We start from the raw sequence: 16,915 nt of genomic DNA on the forward strand, positions 1-16,915 counted from the left end.
TTAAGTGATGCGTTTACTTTCACTCCGCCGACGCGAGTCGAACAGTCGTCCAGATGGCTAACGTGATTGCCGCGCGCCGCCGCGCCGGCGAACGCAGGACGAAAAAAAGCCGGCAACGCGTGCCGGCTTTTCGATGCGACAAAGGCGCTCAGGCGAGCATCACGCCAACGCTTTCTCTACGATCTCGCGCACGTCGCGCGATTTCACCTGGGACGCCACTTTCTCCAGCGCCGCGCGCATGCCGTCGCGCAGTGTCGGCGTGAAGCGGCGCCACAATTCCAGCGAGCGGGCGAGGCGAGCGGCCACTTGCGGATTGATGGCGTCGAGCGCGATCACCTGATCGGCCCAGAACGCGTAGCCCGAGCCGTCTTCGGCATGGAACTGCGCCGGATTCGCCGCGCAGAAGCTGAAAATCAGCGAGCGCGCGCGGTTCGGGTTCTTCAGGTTGAAAGCCGGATGCGCCATCAGCTTGCGCACGATGTCGATCACCGGACGTTGCGCGCTGCCACGCTGCGTGGCCTGCAAGGCGAACCACTTGTCGATGACGAGCGGCTCCTTTTCGAAGCGCCGGTAGAAATCGTCCAGCGCCTGCTGCGCTTCGGCGCTGCCGCCATTGGCTGCCGACGCATTGAGCAGCGCGGAGAGCGCCGCCGAGCGGTCGGTCATGTTGTTCGCCGCATCGTATTGCGCGGACGCGAGACGCACGGCCTCAGCCGGATCGTCCAGTTCCGCGAGGTACGACAGCGCGAGGTTCTTCAGCGCGCGATGACCGGACGCTTCCGGCGTGGCCTCGTACGCGCCCGGCGTGCGGTGCTGCTCGTACACCTTGAGCCAGTCGCCCTTGAGCGCATTGGCGAGACGCTTGCGCACGAACTGCCGCGCGGCATGCACGGCCGCCGGATTCGATTCGGCCATCTGCTCGGCCAGATACGCTTCCGAAGGCAGCATCAACGCGAGTTCGCGGAACGAAGGCGAGAGCGTTTCGTCGGTCAGCACGCGTGCGAACGCGGCGACCACGGAGTCGTCGAGTTGCAGTGGCACGCCGGTGGCGGCGCGTCCGGCGAGCGTGAGCAGCTCGCGCGTGGCGAGCCGTTGACCGGCTTCCCAGCGGTTGAACGGATCGCTGTCGTGGGCGAGCAGGAACGCCAGCTGTTCCGCCGAGTAGTCGTATTCGACGATCACCGGCGCCGAGAAATTGCGCAGCAGCGAAGGCAGTGGCTCCTGCGCCACGTTGACGAACGTAAAGGTCTGGTCCGTGTGCGTGAATTCGAGCACGCGCGTGGTGAAGGCCGAGGCCGTGTTTTCGCCCTGCAATTGCAGCGGCAGATCCTTGCCGTCCTTGCCGATCAGACCGATCGCGAACGGAATCAGCAGCGGACCTTTTTGCGTTTCGCGCGCGGCCGGCGCGCCTTCGCCGTAGCCTTGCGTGAGCGTCACGCTGTAGCGTTGCTGCGCGGCGTCGTAGTGGGTGCGCACGGACACGCGCGGCGTGCCGGCCTGGCTATACCAGCGCTCGAACTGCGTGAGATCGCGGCCGTTCGCGTCGGCGAGCGCGTGCCGGAAATCGTCGCAGGTCACGGCCTGACCGTCGTGACGCTTGAAGTACAGGTCCATGCCCTTGCGGAAACCGTCGCGGCCGAACAGCGTCTGATACATCCGCACGACTTCCGAGCCTTTCTCGTAGACGGTCATCGTGTAGAAGTTGTTGATCTCGACATAGCTTTCCGGGCGCACCGGATGCGCCATCGGACCCGCGTCTTCCGCGAACTGCATCTGGCGCAGTACGCGCACGTCCTCGATGCGCTTGGTGGCGCGCGCGGCTTCGTCCGTTGCACCGCCCGCCATGTCGGCCGAGAACTCCTGATCGCGGAACACCGTCAGGCCTTCTTTCAGGCTCAGCTGGAACCAGTCGCGGCACGTCACGCGGTTGCCGGTCCAGTTGTGGAAATACTCGTGGCCGACCACGGCCTCGATGTTCGCGAAGTCGGTGTCGGTGGCCGTTTCGGGGTTCGCCAGCACGTACTTCGTGTTGAAGATGTTGAGCCCCTTGTTCTCCATCGCGCCCATGTTGAAGTCGCTCACCGCGACGATCATGAAGCGGTCCAGATCGAGTTCGAGCCCGAAGCGTTCCTCGTCCCAGCGAATCGAATGGATCAGCGAATCCATCGCATGACGGGTCTTGTCGAGGTCGTGCGGTTCGACCCACACCTGCAGCAGCTTTTCCTTGCCCGAGCCGCTCTTCACGCGCTCTTCCAAGGCGACCAGCTTGCCGGCGACCAGCGCGAACAGATAGCTCGGCTTTCTGAACGGATCCTCCCAGCGCGCGAAGTGGCGGCCGTCCGGCAAATCGCCTTCTTCGAGCAGGTTGCCGTTCGACAGCAACACCGGATAATCGGCCTTGCTGGCGCGCAACGTGACCGTGAAGGTCGCCATCACGTCCGGACGATCGAGGAAATAAGTAATGCGGCGAAAGCCCTCGGCCTCGCACTGCGTGAAGAAGTTGCCGCCCGATACATAAAGGCCCGACAGCGTGGTGTTCTCAGCCGGATTGCAGAGGCTCGTGAGCGTGAGTTCGAACTGGTCCGGCACGTTGTCGAGCAGCAGGCCGTGTTCGTGCGCGTGGGCGTTGGCGAACGGCTGGCCGTCGATCTCGGCGCTGACGAACTCCAGTTGTTCGCCCATCAATTCCAGATGCAAGGCGCGCGATGCCTCCGGATTGCGGCGCACGCGCATCGTGTTCCGGACAACCGTGCGTTCGGGGACGAGATCGAACTCCAGTGCGACGGTGTCGATCAGGAAGGCGGGCGGCGCGTAGTCGGCGCGGCGGATCACATTGGGCGTTGCGGTATCGGCCATGGCGTTCTGTAGTGTTGGAACTCGAGTCGGCGAGCGCGCTTCTGGCGTGCGGGCCGGGCATGTCGAGCCATTGTACAAAGCCTCGGAGAATTGTGCGGAGCGAACTTTTTACCGAGTCGCCTGGTCAGCGTATTATCGGGCGCCCGCGTGCGGGAAAGCCTGTGCGTCGACGAGGCCGGGTTTGGCGGAGAATACAGAGGCAATTCAAAAGCTTCACGAGGTAGACCATGAAAATCGATCGATGGACCCGCCGCGCCACGCTGCTGATAGCCGCGCTGACGGTGCTGCTGTCCGGCTGCACGACCTACGTCACCACCCAGGTCACGGCCTTCTCCGACTGGAGCGGTAACGACACCACCCGAACCTATGCGTTCACGCGAGCGGCGGACCAGCAGAATAATCTCGAACTCAGCACCTACGAGCGCTTTGTCGCGAACGAACTCGCTACGCATTCGTTCCGCCAGGTCGACGCCGCGCAGGCGCGCTATCTGGTCGGGCTCTCGTATGGAATTCGTTCGGACATGGTGACGGTCTCGGAGCCGGTGTATTACAACCCGTGGCCGGCGCCGTACTGGGGTTGGGGCCGGCCGTTCGATCCGTGGGGCCCATGGGGCGGATATTCGACCACCTACGTGAACCAGAGCTATCCGATCTTCACGCACCTGCTGGGCGTGCGGATTACCGACCGGGCGAGCGGCAAGGAGGTCTACAACGTGACGGCGCGCAATACGGGCGGCGAGTCGTCGCTGGTTCGGGCCATGCCGTATCTGGCGCGTAGCGCGCTGGCCGATTTCCCGCTTGGCAACGGCGTGGTTCATACGGTGAAGATTCCGGTCGGCCAGAGCGGCGGGGCATCGAACGAAATGGTGGCGACCGGTACAGCGCCCGCCGCGGCACCGGTGCCGGCGTCCGATGCGAAAGTCGTTCAGTAAATAGTACCTGGCTGGCGGTGCGCGCCCAAATCGTGGCATCGGTAGCATGCAACGGCTCGACAGATCACCCTGCCGGGCCGTTCTGTTTTCGGCGCCGCAGAAAACGCGAAGCTCCGCGCCTGACACTGGATTTCGGCATTCGTACCACGGTAATTCATCTCATAAACGTCGCACTCGGGCCGGCCATGCGCCGCGCATTTCGGGATAAAGACCGGCTAACAACGCAAGCGGCTTCCAATCTGAAACACTTTTTAAGAAAGTAAATTGAAAGCATTGGCGCATTTCGGCGAAATATTTCTTCGGCAGATCGGCGGCAAGCCGCGCTGCTGATGGGCAGACGCTCCGTTCGCAATGCGGAAAATGGTGCCGGAGGCCCATGCCATTGCTTTTCAGCCGGGCGTCGCATGTGAGATACGGATACAGATGGATACGTCTTTTGTGGCTGATTTATCCCAGAATATTCAGTATGATTCCGCCGACCATAGGGAGCCGGAGACCATCCTTCAGACTAATTGACAAAGGCGCCTAAATAATCGGGGCCAAGTGCCGTTAATTCGCTGAACCCTATATAAGAAGATTGGATTGACCCCGGCTGGAGATTGCCGGTCCGCGCGGCGCGTGCACGCTGTGACGGTGCCGTATTCCGTCAGGCGCTTCAGCCTCTCCTCGCTTCTACGCGCGAACACCGATATGCCCGATCTGCACTGGACCATTCCGGTCGCTCGCTGGTCTAGCTGGCCTGCTGCCGCATCTGCCGCACCCGATATCGGCTTCATCGAGCCGATCGTGCGGCGTCGTCTGAGCACTCTGTCGAGAGTGGCGCTGAAAGTTGCGCACGATTGTGTCGCCAAGGACGCGGCGCGGGTCGTGTTCGCCTCGCGCCACGGGGAATTGCGGCGCACGACGGACATTCTGCGCGCCATCAGCGCGGGCGAGCCGGTGTCGCCAACCGCGTTCAGCCTGTCGGTGCTCAATGCCATGACCGGCATATTCGGCATTGCCCGCGGCGACCGCTCCGCGGCGAGCGCGATCTCGGCCGGCGCGGAAACGCTCGGTTACGCGCTGCTGGAAGCGCACGCGCAATACGCCACGCAGCCGGATTCACCGCTGCTGCTGGTGTACGCCGATGAACCGGCCGACCCGGCGTACGGCACGATCGAAGACGAAGTACAGGGCGGCGCGATCGCGATCCTGCTCGATAGCGAAACGGCGACGGGCGAGCTGGTGTGCACGGTATCTCGCACGGACCAGCCGGAATCCGAGCCGACGCACGAAGCGAGCGCAAGCGCCACCTCGGAGACCCTCTTCGCGACCCAGAGCCAGGCGCTGCAGCACTGCCTGGAAACCGGCCTGCCCACCGCCTGGCAAAACACCGGCGCCACCTGGCATTGGAGCTGGCATGACCGCGCGGCTTGATTATTTCTGGCGATTCTGCGCGACCGGCATGGCCTTCGTGGTCTTCGGCGTGTGCGGCGTGCTGTTCTCGGTGGTGGTTTTTCCGCTCGCATGGGTGTGGCCGCACCGCGCGTCGCGCCAATTTGCCGTGACGAGCGTGATCCACTGGTTTTTCCGCGCGCTGGTCGCGGTATTGCAACGCATCGGCGTGATGGAACTGGAAGTCTCGGGCGTGCAGGCGTTGCGCGCGGGCGGCCCGGCGATCGTAGTCGCGAATCACCCGACCTATCTCGACGTGATGGTGCTACTGTCGCTCACGCCGCATGCCTGCTGCGTGGTGAAAAACGCGCACTGGGGCAACCCGTGTTTCTGGGGCATCGTGCGCTCGGCCGAGTACGTCAGCAATGCCGATCCCGCGGAACTCGTCGAGGCCGGCGCGAAGCAACTGGCGGCAGGCTATACCATGATTATTTTTCCGGAAGGCACGCGCAGCCCCGCGCCGAACCGGCTGCATGCGTTTTCGCGCGGTTTCGCGCACATGGCGCTGAAGGTCGGCGCGCCGATCGTCCCAGTGCTGATGGATTGCGATCCGCCCGCATTCACCAAGCAGATGCGCTGGTACGACGTGCCGGCGCGCGCGTTCAGAATGCGCGTGAACGTGCTCGAACCGCTCGGCGTCGACCAGCTCGCGGCCCATGACACTCCACCGGCTCTCGCGGCGCGCAGCGTGACGAGCGCCGTCGAAGCACACATTACTCAGCACCTGTTCGATTATGGATTCTTTAAAAACTGGAAATTAAACAGCTCCTGATCGAAGCTCTCGATCTGGAAGACCTGAGCCCGGCCGATATCGACGACGATGCACCGTTGTTCGATACCGACGGTATCGGTCTCGATTCGATCGATGCGCTCGAAATCGGCATCGTGCTGCGCAAACAATACCAACTGACCATCGCAGCGAACGACGAGCGCACGCGCGAACACTTCCGCTCGATCAGCACGCTGGCCGCGCTGGTGGCGAGCCAGCGCGAAGCGGTGCACGCTGTGAACGAAACAACCAGAAAGGGGGAGTAAATCGTGTCCGAGGCAGAGATTCTGGAGCGCATCCGCGCCATCTTCAAAGAGAACTTCGCTATCGAGCCCGAGCGTGTCACGCCCGACGCGCATCTGTTCGAAGACCTCGATCTCGACAGCATCGACGCCGTCGACCTCGCGATCAAACTGCAGGAGATGACCGGACGCCGCATCAAGCCGGAAGAGTTCAAGTCGGTGCGCACCGTCGGCGACGTGATCGGTGCGGTCGAATCGCTGCTGGCGGCACAAGGCTGATGCCCGCCGTGCGCTCGCGAACGCAAGCGGCGGCGGATCGGGCCGTCGATGCCTCGCCCGGCACTGAGCGCCACCTGGGCAAAACCGTCGTGCAGGTGCTATTGAAGCTCGCGTACCCCGCGTTGATTCTGTGCGCATGGAAATGGGACACGCCGCGCTACGTCGGCTGCATGCTGTTTGCGATCCTGTGGCTGCAGCGCTGGGCCGGCAGCGGCCCGGTCGCGACCTCGTTGCGGCGGCTTTCCACGATCGACTGGACCGTGGTCGGTTTGCTGAGCTGCGCGTCGGCGGCGATCGTGTTGACCAATAGCGAGCTGCTGCTGCGTCTTTACCCGTCGCTCGTCAATCTGGGCTTGTTGATCGCGTTCGGGGCGACGCTCGTGCGCGGGCCGTCGATGATCGAAAAATTCGCGCGCCTCGGCAATCCGAACCTGCCGCCGGGCGCGGTGCGCCATACGCTGCGCGTGACCCAGGTGTGGTGTGCGTTCTTCGCGCTGAACGGCGTGTTTTCCGCTTATACCGCGCTGTATTGGAGCCGCGCGAGCTGGTCGCTCTACAACGGCGCGATCGCCTATGTGCTGATCGGTGTGCTGCTGGTGGCCGAGGTCATCTGGCGTTATCTGGTCGTGCTGCCGCGCGCCGCGCGTTCGGAGGCGGCATGATCGCGTTGCATGATCTGTTGTCGGTAGCTGGTGGGACTGCCGCGGCGCATGCGCCCGTATGCCGTGACGGCGCCGCGCTGCTCGATCGCGCGGCGTTTCGCGCGCGCGTCGCCGGGCTGATCGCACTCGTGCAAACGCAAGCCGCGCAACGCTACGCGTTGTGCATCGACGATCCGTTCGATTTTGCCTGCGCGCTCTTTGCGCTGTTCGCGTGCGGCAAGGAGCCGGTGATTCCGGCCAACTCGACGCCGGGCTATCTCGCCGATCTCGCCGACGCGTATGAAGTCGTGCTGGCCGACGCGGATTTGCCGCCGTTTGCAGCCGCTGTCGAAGGCAAGGCCGACGCTGCTGCAGCGCATACGTTCCGCGCGACTTACGCAATCGACCCACAAGCCCCGCTCACGCTCTACACCTCAGGCAGCAGCGGCCGCCCCAAGCCGATCCGCAAGACGCTCGCGCAATTCAACGCCGAAGTGCGCACGCTTGAAAAGCAGTGGGGCGCGCTAGTCGGCGACGCGACGATGCTCGCGAGCGTGCCGCATCACCACATCTACGGTTTGCTGTTTCGCGTGCTCTGGCCGCTTGCAGCCGGCCGTGCCTTCGACCGCGCGGTCAGCATCGAGCCGTTGCATCTGCAAGCGCAGATCGACCGATGCGGCGCAGCGGTGATCGTCTCGACGCCCGCACAACTGTCGCGCTGGCCCGCGCTGCCCGGCTTCGCCGACCTGACGCCGGCGCCGCGCGCGTTCTTTTCATCGGGTGGTCCGCTCGCGCTCGAAGCCGCGCAGGAATACGCCGCAGCCTATGGCGCGGCGCCGCTCGAGATTTACGGCAGCACGGAAACCGGCGGCATCGCGTGGCGGCGCCAGGATCAGACCGATGCCTGGCAACCGGTGTCGGGCATCGAAGTGCGCCGCGACGAAGACGGCGCGCTGAATGTCCGCTCGCCGCATCTCGATCACGCCGGCTGGCATCGCACCGACGACAAGATCGCCTTCGACGCCGAGGGCCGCTTCCGCCTGCAAGGCCGGCTTGACCGCGTGCTCAAGCTCGACGGCAAGCGCGTCTCGCTGCCGGAACTGGAAGCGCGCCTCGCGCTGCATCCGTATGTGGCGCAAGCGGCGCTCGTGCCGCTGGAAGGCGCCTCGCGCGAGCGCGTCGGCGCCGTCGTGGCGCTGACCGAAGCGGGCGGCGCGGCCTTGCGCGACGACGGTCGCGTGGCGCTCGCGAAAGTCCTGCGCCGGCATCTCGCCGAATATTTCGACGTCGTGGTGCTGCCGCGCCACTGGCGTTTTCGCGTCACGCTGCCGTTCGACGCGCGCGGCAAACTGCCGGTGGCCGCCGTGGCGGCCGCGTTCGAACCGCGCGTCGAAGGCATGGAAGTGCTGGCCGAAGCGCGGAGTGGCGACACGCTGCACTACGAGTTGCGCGTGCCGCCCTCGCTCGTGCATTTCGCCGGCCACTTTCCCGGCCTGCCGATTTTGCCCGGCGTCGTCCAGGTCGACTGGGCGATGCGTTTGGCCGCCGAGCATGTGCCTGCCGTGCGCGCGGTGGCGTCGATCGATCGTTTGAAGTTCATGGCGCCGGTGTCGCCGGGTGCGGTGCTCAAGCTCACGCTCGCGCACGACGCGGCGCGCCGGCGCGTGCAGTTCGCGTATCGCGTGAGCGGCCGCGACTGTGCGTCCGGCGTGATCGTCTACGGGGAGGGCGCGTGATGACCTTCTCTCCATGCATCGTCATTCCGATCTACAACCATAAGGACGCGATTGGCGCGACCGTCGCGCATCTGGCGGTTCACGGCCTGCCGTTTTTTGTCGTCGACGATGGCAGCGACGAGGCCACCCAGCAGGTGCTCGCCGCGCTCGCGCAGCAGTACGCGGGACAGCTCACGCTGCTGCGCCTGCCGGTCAACGGCGGCAAGGGCGCGGCGGTGATGGCGGGGCTGCGCGCCGCGCGCAAGGCGGGCTACACGCACGCGTTGCAGATCGACGCCGACGGCCAGCACGACGCCACCGACGTGCCGCGTTTCATCGAAGCGGCGCGCGCCGAACCGGGCGCGGTGATTCTCGGCCGCCCGGTCTACGACGAGAGCGTGCCGAAAGCGCGTCTCTACGGCCGTTATCTGACGCACGTGTGGGTGTGGATCGAAACGCTTTCGCTGACGATCCGCGACTCGATGTGCGGCTTTCGCCTGTATCCGCTGGCGCTCGCCTGCAATCTGATCGACAGCGTGCAACTGCCCACGCGCATGGACTTCGACATCGAGATTCTCGTGCGCTTGTTTTGGCGGCGCGCCGCGTTCCGCTCGATTCCCACACGCGTCACCTATGCAAGCGACGGCGTCTCGCATTTCGACGTGTTGTGGGACAACGTTCGCATCAGCCGCAGTCATACGCGGCTCGTGTTCGGCATGCTGTGGCGTCTGCCGATGCTGCTCGCGCACAAGGTGATGCCGCGTCGTTCCGCTCTCGCGGACGGGCAGGGCAACGAGAACCAACAGGACTGGTGGCGTATTGCCGAACGCGGCAGCCATCTCGGCATGTCGCTGCTCGCGCTCAGTTGCAAGCTGTTCGGCCGGCGCTTCACCGCGCTGTGGCTGCATCCGATCGTCGCGTATTTTCTGCTGACGGGGCGCGCCGCGCGCGAGGCCTCCAGCAACTACTTCAAGCGTCTAGGCGAGGCCGCGCCGCATGGCGATACGCCACGTCCGGGCTGGCTGTCCGCGTACCGCCATATGCTGGCGTTCGCGCAATCGGGCTTCGACAAGCTCGCGGCATGGTCGGGCCGCGTGAACAACGCCGACGTCAAATTCGAAGATCCTTCGGCATTCGAAGCGTTGGTGGCGAGCGGCAAGGGCGCGCTCGTGATCGGCGCGCATCTCGGCAATCTGGAAATGACCCGCGCGCTCGCCGCGCAGGGCGCTTATGCCAAGGTCACGGCCGTCGTCTATACGGAGCACGCGCGCCGCTTCAATAGCGTGCTGGCCTCGGCCAATAGCGGGTTCGCGAAGCATCTGCTCGAAGTCAGCGATTTCGGACCCGAGACCGCGATGATGATGCAGGAGCGCGTCGATGCCGGCGAGCTGCTGGTGATCGTCGGCGACCGCGTGCCCGCCCACGAAGCTGGGCGCACGACCGAAGCGCAATTTCTCGGCTCGACCGCGCCGTTCGCGCAAGGTCCGTATGTGCTCGCGCATGCGCTGGGCTGTCCGGTCTACCTGTTCTTCTGTCTGAAAGAGCGCGACGGCTACCGTCTCTATTTCGAACCGTTCGCCGAGCGCATCGACCTGCCGCGCCGCGAACGCGCGCAGCATCTCGCCGCGTGGGCGCAGCGCTATGCCGTGCGTCTCGAACACTATTGCCGCAAGGCACCTTACCAATGGTTCAACTTCTTCGATTTCTGGGCCAGCCCCAAGCGAGGCGCGAATGGCCGAACATGATCTGATCGATGTGCCGAACCCAGGCGCGAACGTGAACAACGCAGCAGTCGTAATAGGCGGGCGCAAGCTGACGATCGAAGAGGTCGTCGCGATTGCGCAGCATCGCGCGCCGGTCGCCTTGAGCGACGATCCGGCGTGGCGCGCGCGTATTCAGCGCGGCGCGGATTTTCTGCGCCGCCATCTGGCCGCGGGCGCGACCGTGTACGGCGTCAACACCGGTTACGGCGACGCCTGCGTGGTCGACGTGCCGATGGAACTGGTCGAAGCCTTGCCGTTGCAACTCACGCGCTATCACGGCTGCGGCATGGGCCAATATCTCGACGACGCGCAAACGCTCGCGGTGATCGCCGCGCGGCTCAACTCGCTCGCTTACGGTTTTTCCGGCGTGCGGACGGTGTTGCTCGAACGTCTGGCCGATCTGGTCAATTATCGTGTGCTGCCGCGCATTCCGTCGGAAGGTTCGGTGGGCGCGAGCGGCGATCTCACGCCGCTCTCGTATGTGGCCGCCGCGCTTGCAGGTGAACGCGACGTGATGTTCGAAGGACGTCTGCGCGACGTGCGCGAAGTGTGGACCGAACTCGGTCACACGCCGCTCACGCTCGCGCCGAAAGAAGGGCTCGCGCTGATGAACGGCACCGCCGTGATGACGGGCCTCGCCTGTCTCGCGTTTGCGCGCGCCGATCATCTGACGCGGCTCACGGCGCGCCTGACGGCGTTGTGCACCGTCGCGCTCGACGGCCGCGCCGCGCACTTCGACGCGATGCTCTTCGAAGTGAAGCCGCACGCCGGCCAGGCCGAAGCCGCGGCTTGGATTCGCGACGACCTGGCCGGCCGCGACGACACGCCGGGCCACCGTCTGCAGGACCGTTATTCGATTCGCTGCGCGCCGCATGTGATCGGCGTGGCGCGCGATGCGCTCTCGTGGGTGCGCCGCGATGTCGAGAACGAACTGAACAGCGCGAACGACAACCCGCTGATCGATCCGGACAACGAACGCGTGCTGCACGGCGGCAACTTCTACGGCGGCCATATCGCGTTCGCGATGGACTCGCTGAAGGTCGCGGTCGCCAATCTCGCCGATCTGATGGACCGGCAACTCGCACTGCTGGTCGACGTGAATTTCAACAATGGCTTGCCGCGCAATCTGTCGGGCGCGGCGCCCGCGCGTGCCGCGATCAATCATGGTTTCAAGGCGGTGCAGATTTCGTCGTCCGCATGGACCGCTGAAGCCTTGAAGAACACGATGCCCGCGAGCGTCTTTTCGCGCTCCACCGAGGCGCACAATCAGGACAAGGTCAGTATGGGCACGATCGCCGCGCGCGACTGCTTGCGCGTGCTGGAACTGACCGAGCAGGTCGCCGCCGCGCATACGCTCGCGACGGTGCAAGCCGCGCGTCTGCGCTTGAAGATCGACAGCGCGACGCCGGTGCCGGCGCCGCTGCAAGCGTTCATCGACAGCGTCGGCGCGCAGTCGCCGTTCGTCGACGAAGACCGCGCGCTCGAACACGAGTTGCGCGCGCTGACCGCGCGCATCGCCGCGTGCGATCTGGCGAGCGACTCTCGCGGAGGATCGAGCGCATGACCGGTTCCCGCAAAGTGCTGAGTGCGAGCGCGACAGTGGAAGTGCCGTTCCACGATGTCGACGCGATGAACGTGTGCTGGCACGGCCATTATCTGAAGTACTTCGAGATCGGCCGCGCGGCGCTGCTGCGCGCGTTCGACTACGACTATCGCGAGATGCAGGCTTCGGGTTATCTGTGGCCGATCGTGGAAGCGCATCTCAAGTACGTGAAGCCGGCCACCTACGGTCAGCAGATCGAAGTGCGCACGCAACTGCTCGAACACGAAAACCGCCTGAAAATAGGCTATGAAATCGTCGATTGCGCGACCGGCACGCGGCTGACCAAGGGTTATACGATCCAGGTCGCGGTCGATGCCGCCACTCAGGAGTTGCAGTTCGTCTCGCCGCCGGTCGTGTTCGACAAGCTGGAGCGCGTATGGGGACGATGAATCTGCGCGCTTCGATCGCCGGCATATTGAGTGCGCTGAGCGTGCTTGTCGCGACAGCCGTATGGATGGAGCCCGCGTCGGCTGCATCGGCCGCATCGACGAAAGAAGCCGCGCCTGGCAACCCCGCGCTCGTCTCGCAGATCGCCGCGCACCTCGCGCAGGCCAAGGGCGTGCGCGCGCAATTCACGCAGACGCAAACGCTCGCCGCGATGAAGCAGCCGCTCGTCAGCACCGGCTCGCTGCTGTTCTTCCGCGAGCGCGGCGTGATCTGGCAGATCGACACGCCGTACAAAGCCACCTACGTGATCACCGATGCCGGAGTGACCGAAGTCAACGCCAACGGCCAGCGCGTCACGGCTCACAGCGCGCAGGGCACGCGCGGTGTCGCGCAAGTCTCGAAGATGATGCGCGCGATGCTCGGCGGCGATCTGTCGGCGCTCTACTCGCAATTCGACGTGCAGGCGGAAGGCAGCGCCACGCAGTGGCGCATGCAACTCACGCCGAACCAGCCGCAGATCGCGCAGTCGATCAAAGGTCTGGAGATGAACGGTGGCGACTATCTGCAGCGTTTGCGCATTACGCTCGCGAACGGCGACGTCACCCAACTCGACTTCACGAAGAGCGCGGCCGTGACCGAACTCACCGCGGCTGAACGCGGTCTGCTCGGGGCGCCGTAATGGAAATGCTGCAACAGCGATCCGCGAAACAGGCGTGGGGCATGCGCACCGCGTGGCTGCTGCTCGCGCTCGTTGCGGCGCTGTATTGCGGCTGGCGGTTCGCGGGACCGTCGCCGCTGCAAACCAATCTGCTCGCGCTATTGCCGGCGACCGAGGCCGATCCGGTCGCCGAAAAGGCAGTCGATACGCTGGCGAGCGCGCTGGGCGACCGCACTGTTTTCCTCGTCACCAGCAACGACGACGCGCACGCGAAAGCCGCGGCGAAACAACTCGGCGCGTCGTTGCAGAAGAGTGGCGCGTTCGGTTCGGTGACAGCGGAATTGCCGCCGTTCGATCTGTCGCAGATCGCTGCGCTGTATATGCCGTATCGCTTCGGCTTGCTGGCGCCGGCGGACCGCGCATCGCTCTCAAACGGCGCGGCGAATACCACATTGCACGACTCGCTCGCCCAGCGCATCTACAGCCCGCTGCGCGGCGGACTCAGCACGCCGCTCGCCGACGATCCGTTCGGCTGGCTCGAACACTGGCTCGGCGGCCTGCCGCTCGCTACGTCGAATCTCGAACTCGAAGACAACATGCTGGTTGCGCATCGCGGCGCCGCCACCAGCGTGCTGATCGTCGCGACATTGCCGGGCTCCGCGTACGAAACGAAGACGCAGCGCGCGGTACTCGCAGCGCTCGCACAAGGCGAAAGCGCATTGAAGCAAGCGTTCCCGATGTCTCCGTGGCGCGAACCGGCGCCGTGTTTTACGCGGAATCGGCGCGCAGCGCATCGGAACATGAAGTGCATCTGATCGGCGTCGCGTCGCTGTGCGGCATCGCGCTTCTGATGATGTGGGTGTTCCGCTCACCGCGTCTGTTGCTGCTCGGTTTCGTATCGACCGCGCTCGGCATTGTCTGCGCGCTTGCGGTGACGATGCTGGTATTCGGCAAGCTGCATCTGTTGACGCTCGTGTTCGGCGCCAGCCTGATCGGCGAGGCCGTCGACTATTCGATTCAATACTTCGTGGTGTATCTCGGCGCGCAGCGCGGCTGGGACGCGGGTCGCGGCGCGCGCGCCGTGCGTCCCGCGTTGAGCGTGGCGCTCGCGACGAGCCTGCTCGGCTACGCGATTCTCACGTGGGTGCCGTTTCCCGCGCTCAAGCAGATCGCCTGCTTCGCGATTGCCGGCATTACGACGGCGTTCGCCTCCGTGCTGTGGCTGCTGCCCGCGCTGCTCACGCGCGCGCCCAAACGCAGCCCGAAACGCGTGTTTGCAGGCGCGGCGCGCTTGCTGACAGTGTGGCATCGCACGATCGGCGGCAAGCGCGCGTGGTTGGTGGCTGCGCTGTTGCTGCTGCTGGCGGTTCCCGGCTGGCTGCGTCTGACCAGCGACGACGACATCCACCTGCTGATCCAGCGCGATCCCGCGCTCGTCGCGCAGGAAGACAAGGTGCGCGAGGCCGTCGGCGTGGATAACAGCGCGCAGTTTTTCGTCGTGCGCGGCGAGACGCCGGAACTCGTGCTGCAGCGCGCGGAAGCATTGGGCGCGAAACTGGACGCGTTGAACGGCACTGCGAACAAGGTCGGCAGCTATCAGTCGGTCGCGCAGTTCGTGCCGTCCGCGAAACAGCAGAATGAAGACCGCGCGTTGCTCGCACAACACGTGTTCAACGACCGCGCCGCGTTGCGCGCCACGCTCCTGCAGGCCGGCTTCAAGGACGAAATCGCCGACGCCTGGATCGCCTCATACGCCAAACCACAAGCGCCGCTCACGATCGACAGGTGGCTCGCGGCGCCGTGGTCGCAACCGTACAAACATCTCTGGCTCGGCGAAGTCGATGCATCGACGAAAGCCTATGCCGCAGTCGTCATTCCGCAGGGCGTGACGCCGCAGAATGAACCCGCGCTGATCGCGACCGCGCAGGGCTTGCCCGGCGTCGTGTTCGTCGACAAGGCCGCCAGCGTGTCGACGCTGTTCGGCGCGTATCGCGTGGATAGCGGCTGGTGGCTCGGCGGCGCGCTGGCCCTCGTGCTCGTTTTGCTGATGCTGCGCTACCGTGTGCGCGGCGGCATCGCCGTGACCTTGCCGGTGCTGCTCGCCGTGGGCGTCACGCTCGCCGTATTCGGCTACGCGCAGGTGCCGCTCAATCTGTTCAATTGGCTGGCGCTGATGCTCGTGCTCGGCGTGGGCGCAAACTATGCCGTGTTCCTGCGCGAAGGCTGCCTGCGCGCGGACGCGGATCTCGGCGCGGTGTGGACGGGCGTGCTGCTGTCGGCGGCCACCACGTTGTTGTCGTTCGGCATGCTCGGCATGAGCGCGATGCCCGCGCTGAAGAGTTTCGGCGCGACGCTCGCGCTCGGCATCGCGGTATCGGTATTGCTCGCGCCGATCGGCATGCCATCGGAATCAAGGAGGGCCGCATGAAAGCCCCATCAGTTTATTTGCACGCGCTCGGCATGATCAACGCGCTCGGCGGCGACCTCGACAGCATTGTCCCGGCGCTTGCCGCCGGCCGTTCGCCCGGCATGGCGAACGCGCATACGGGGATCGGCGAGGCGTTCGTCGGCAGCGTGCTCGCGCCGCTCGACCTAGCGCCGCCCGCTGAACTCGCCCGTTACGACTGCCGCAACAACCGCTTGCTGCTCGCCGCGCTGGCGCAGATTGCCGCCGCTGTCGAAGCGGCGCGCGAGCGCTACGGCGCGCATCGCATCGGCGTGGTGCTCGGCACCAGCACGTCGGGCATCGAGGCCGCCGAAGCCGCGTTCGTCTATCAGGCGCAAGCGGGGGATCTACCCGCGAACTTCAACTACCGGCAAATGGAAATCGGCACGGCGGCGCCGTTCGCCGCCGCCGTGCTCGGCGTGCATGGTCCGGCGTTCACGATCTCGACCGCGTGCACATCGAGCGCGAAAGCCTTCGCGTCGGCGCGCCGGCTGCTGCAATTGCAACTGTGCGACGCCGTCGTGGTGGGTGGCGTCGATTCGCTGTGCGAGCTGACGGTGCAGGGTTTCGCCTCGCTTGAATCGACCAGCAACGTGCGCAGCAATCCGATGAGCCGCAATCGTTGCGGGATCAATGTCGGCGAAGGCGCGGCAGTGTTCCTCATGAGCCGCGACGAAGCGGCGGTGCGGCTCGCGGGCGTCGGCGAATCGAGCGACGCGCATCACATTTCGTCGCCGGACCCGCGCGGCGTGGGCGGCGAACTTGCGCTGCGCGCGGCGCTCGCCGATGCGGGCATCGAGCCGTCGGCGATCGGCTATGTGAATCTGCACGCTACCGCCACGCGCAAGAACGACGAGATGGAAGCGGGTTTGATGTCGCGAGTGTTTGCACAAGGCGTCGCGACGAGCGGTACCAAGCCGTTGACCGGCCACCAGCTCGGCGCGGCGGGCGCGACTGAACTCGGCTTCACGTGGCTCGCGCTCGCGCATGACAACGTGCCGCTGCCGCTTCATCTGTGGGACGGCGAGGCCGATCCCGCGCTGCCTGCACTGGACCTGGTCGTTAGCGAACGCTTCATGCCGCAAGGCGGCGTGCAATACGCGATGAGCAATTCGTTTGCTTTCGGCGGCAGCAATGTCAGCCTCGTTCTTGCCCGATGAGTTGCCCGATGAGTTGCCCGATGAACCAAG

At 65.2% G+C, this 16,915-nt stretch carries 13 protein-coding genes and 1 pseudogene; 13 read left to right on the forward strand and 1 reads right to left on the reverse strand.

What is annotated here, in order from left to right; genetic code table 11:
- Positions 1–159: 159 nt before the first annotated feature.
- On the reverse strand, positions 160–2,856 hold the full coding sequence (gene pepN / locus B0G74_RS02140; protein WP_132373459.1) for an aminopeptidase N: 2,697 nt from the start codon (positions 2,854–2,856) through the stop codon (positions 160–162).
- Positions 2,857–3,083: 227 nt separating this feature from the next.
- Between pepN and B0G74_RS02145 the strand changes: the two genes are divergently transcribed.
- From B0G74_RS02145 to B0G74_RS02205, 13 genes and pseudogenes are all read left to right on the forward strand, one after another.
- Positions 3,084–3,788, forward strand: coding sequence for a DUF4136 domain-containing protein (locus B0G74_RS02145; protein ID WP_132373460.1), 705 nt, complete (start codon positions 3,084–3,086; stop codon positions 3,786–3,788).
- Between the two features lie 690 nt (positions 3,789–4,478).
- Positions 4,479–5,204 carry a beta-ketoacyl synthase chain length factor gene (locus tag B0G74_RS02150; RefSeq protein WP_132373461.1) on the forward strand — a complete coding sequence of 242 codons (726 nt, stop codon included), beginning with the start codon at positions 4,479–4,481 and terminating at the stop codon, positions 5,202–5,204.
- Positions 5,188–5,994, forward strand: a complete 807-nt coding sequence (locus B0G74_RS02155; protein WP_132373462.1) for a lysophospholipid acyltransferase family protein — start codon at positions 5,188–5,190, stop codon at positions 5,992–5,994. The genes B0G74_RS02150 and B0G74_RS02155 overlap by 17 nt, the downstream gene beginning before the upstream one ends.
- On the forward strand, positions 5,973–6,257 hold the full coding sequence (locus B0G74_RS02160; RefSeq protein ID WP_132373463.1) for a phosphopantetheine-binding protein: 285 nt from the start codon (positions 5,973–5,975) through the stop codon (positions 6,255–6,257). Before B0G74_RS02155 ends, B0G74_RS02160 begins: the two co-directional genes overlap by 22 nt.
- Before the next feature lie 3 nt (positions 6,258–6,260).
- Positions 6,261–6,512: an acyl carrier protein gene (locus B0G74_RS02165; protein WP_020069032.1), complete on the forward strand. Its 252-nt coding sequence runs from the start codon at positions 6,261–6,263 to the stop codon at positions 6,510–6,512.
- A complete protein-coding gene (locus B0G74_RS02170) occupies positions 6,512–7,174 on the forward strand; it encodes a hypothetical protein (protein ID WP_132373464.1) in 663 nt (220 codons plus the stop codon). The genes B0G74_RS02165 and B0G74_RS02170 overlap by 1 nt, the downstream gene beginning before the upstream one ends.
- The gene (locus B0G74_RS02175; RefSeq protein WP_132373465.1) at positions 7,171–8,889 is read left to right on the forward strand and encodes an AMP-binding protein; all 1,719 of its coding nucleotides are present in this window, start codon (positions 7,171–7,173) and stop codon (positions 8,887–8,889) included. The genes B0G74_RS02170 and B0G74_RS02175 overlap by 4 nt, the downstream gene beginning before the upstream one ends.
- Complete coding sequence (locus B0G74_RS02180) at positions 8,889–10,613, forward strand: glycosyltransferase family 2 protein (protein ID WP_132373466.1); 1,725 nt, start codon at positions 8,889–8,891, stop codon at positions 10,611–10,613. Before B0G74_RS02175 ends, B0G74_RS02180 begins: the two co-directional genes overlap by 1 nt.
- Entirely contained in the window at positions 10,600–12,195 is a 1,596-nt protein-coding gene (locus B0G74_RS02185) for an aromatic amino acid ammonia-lyase (protein ID WP_132373467.1), read from the forward strand. Before B0G74_RS02180 ends, B0G74_RS02185 begins: the two co-directional genes overlap by 14 nt.
- Complete coding sequence (locus B0G74_RS02190) at positions 12,192–12,623, forward strand: thioesterase family protein (protein WP_132373468.1); 432 nt, start codon at positions 12,192–12,194, stop codon at positions 12,621–12,623. Before B0G74_RS02185 ends, B0G74_RS02190 begins: the two co-directional genes overlap by 4 nt.
- Positions 12,611–13,300: an outer membrane lipoprotein carrier protein LolA gene (locus tag B0G74_RS02195; protein WP_132373469.1), complete on the forward strand. Its 690-nt coding sequence runs from the start codon at positions 12,611–12,613 to the stop codon at positions 13,298–13,300. The genes B0G74_RS02190 and B0G74_RS02195 overlap by 13 nt, the downstream gene beginning before the upstream one ends.
- Positions 13,300–15,707: pseudogene (locus B0G74_RS02200) on the forward strand (MMPL family transporter). Before B0G74_RS02195 ends, B0G74_RS02200 begins: the two are co-directional and overlap by 1 nt.
- On the forward strand, positions 15,704–16,885 hold the full coding sequence (locus tag B0G74_RS02205; RefSeq protein ID WP_132373470.1) for a beta-ketoacyl-[acyl-carrier-protein] synthase family protein: 1,182 nt from the start codon (positions 15,704–15,706) through the stop codon (positions 16,883–16,885). Before B0G74_RS02200 ends, B0G74_RS02205 begins: the two are co-directional and overlap by 4 nt.
- Positions 16,886–16,915 lie beyond the last annotated feature (30 nt).

The organism is Paraburkholderia sp. BL9I2N2 (assembly GCF_004339745.1).
Lineage (GTDB): Bacteria > Pseudomonadota > Gammaproteobacteria > Burkholderiales > Burkholderiaceae > Paraburkholderia.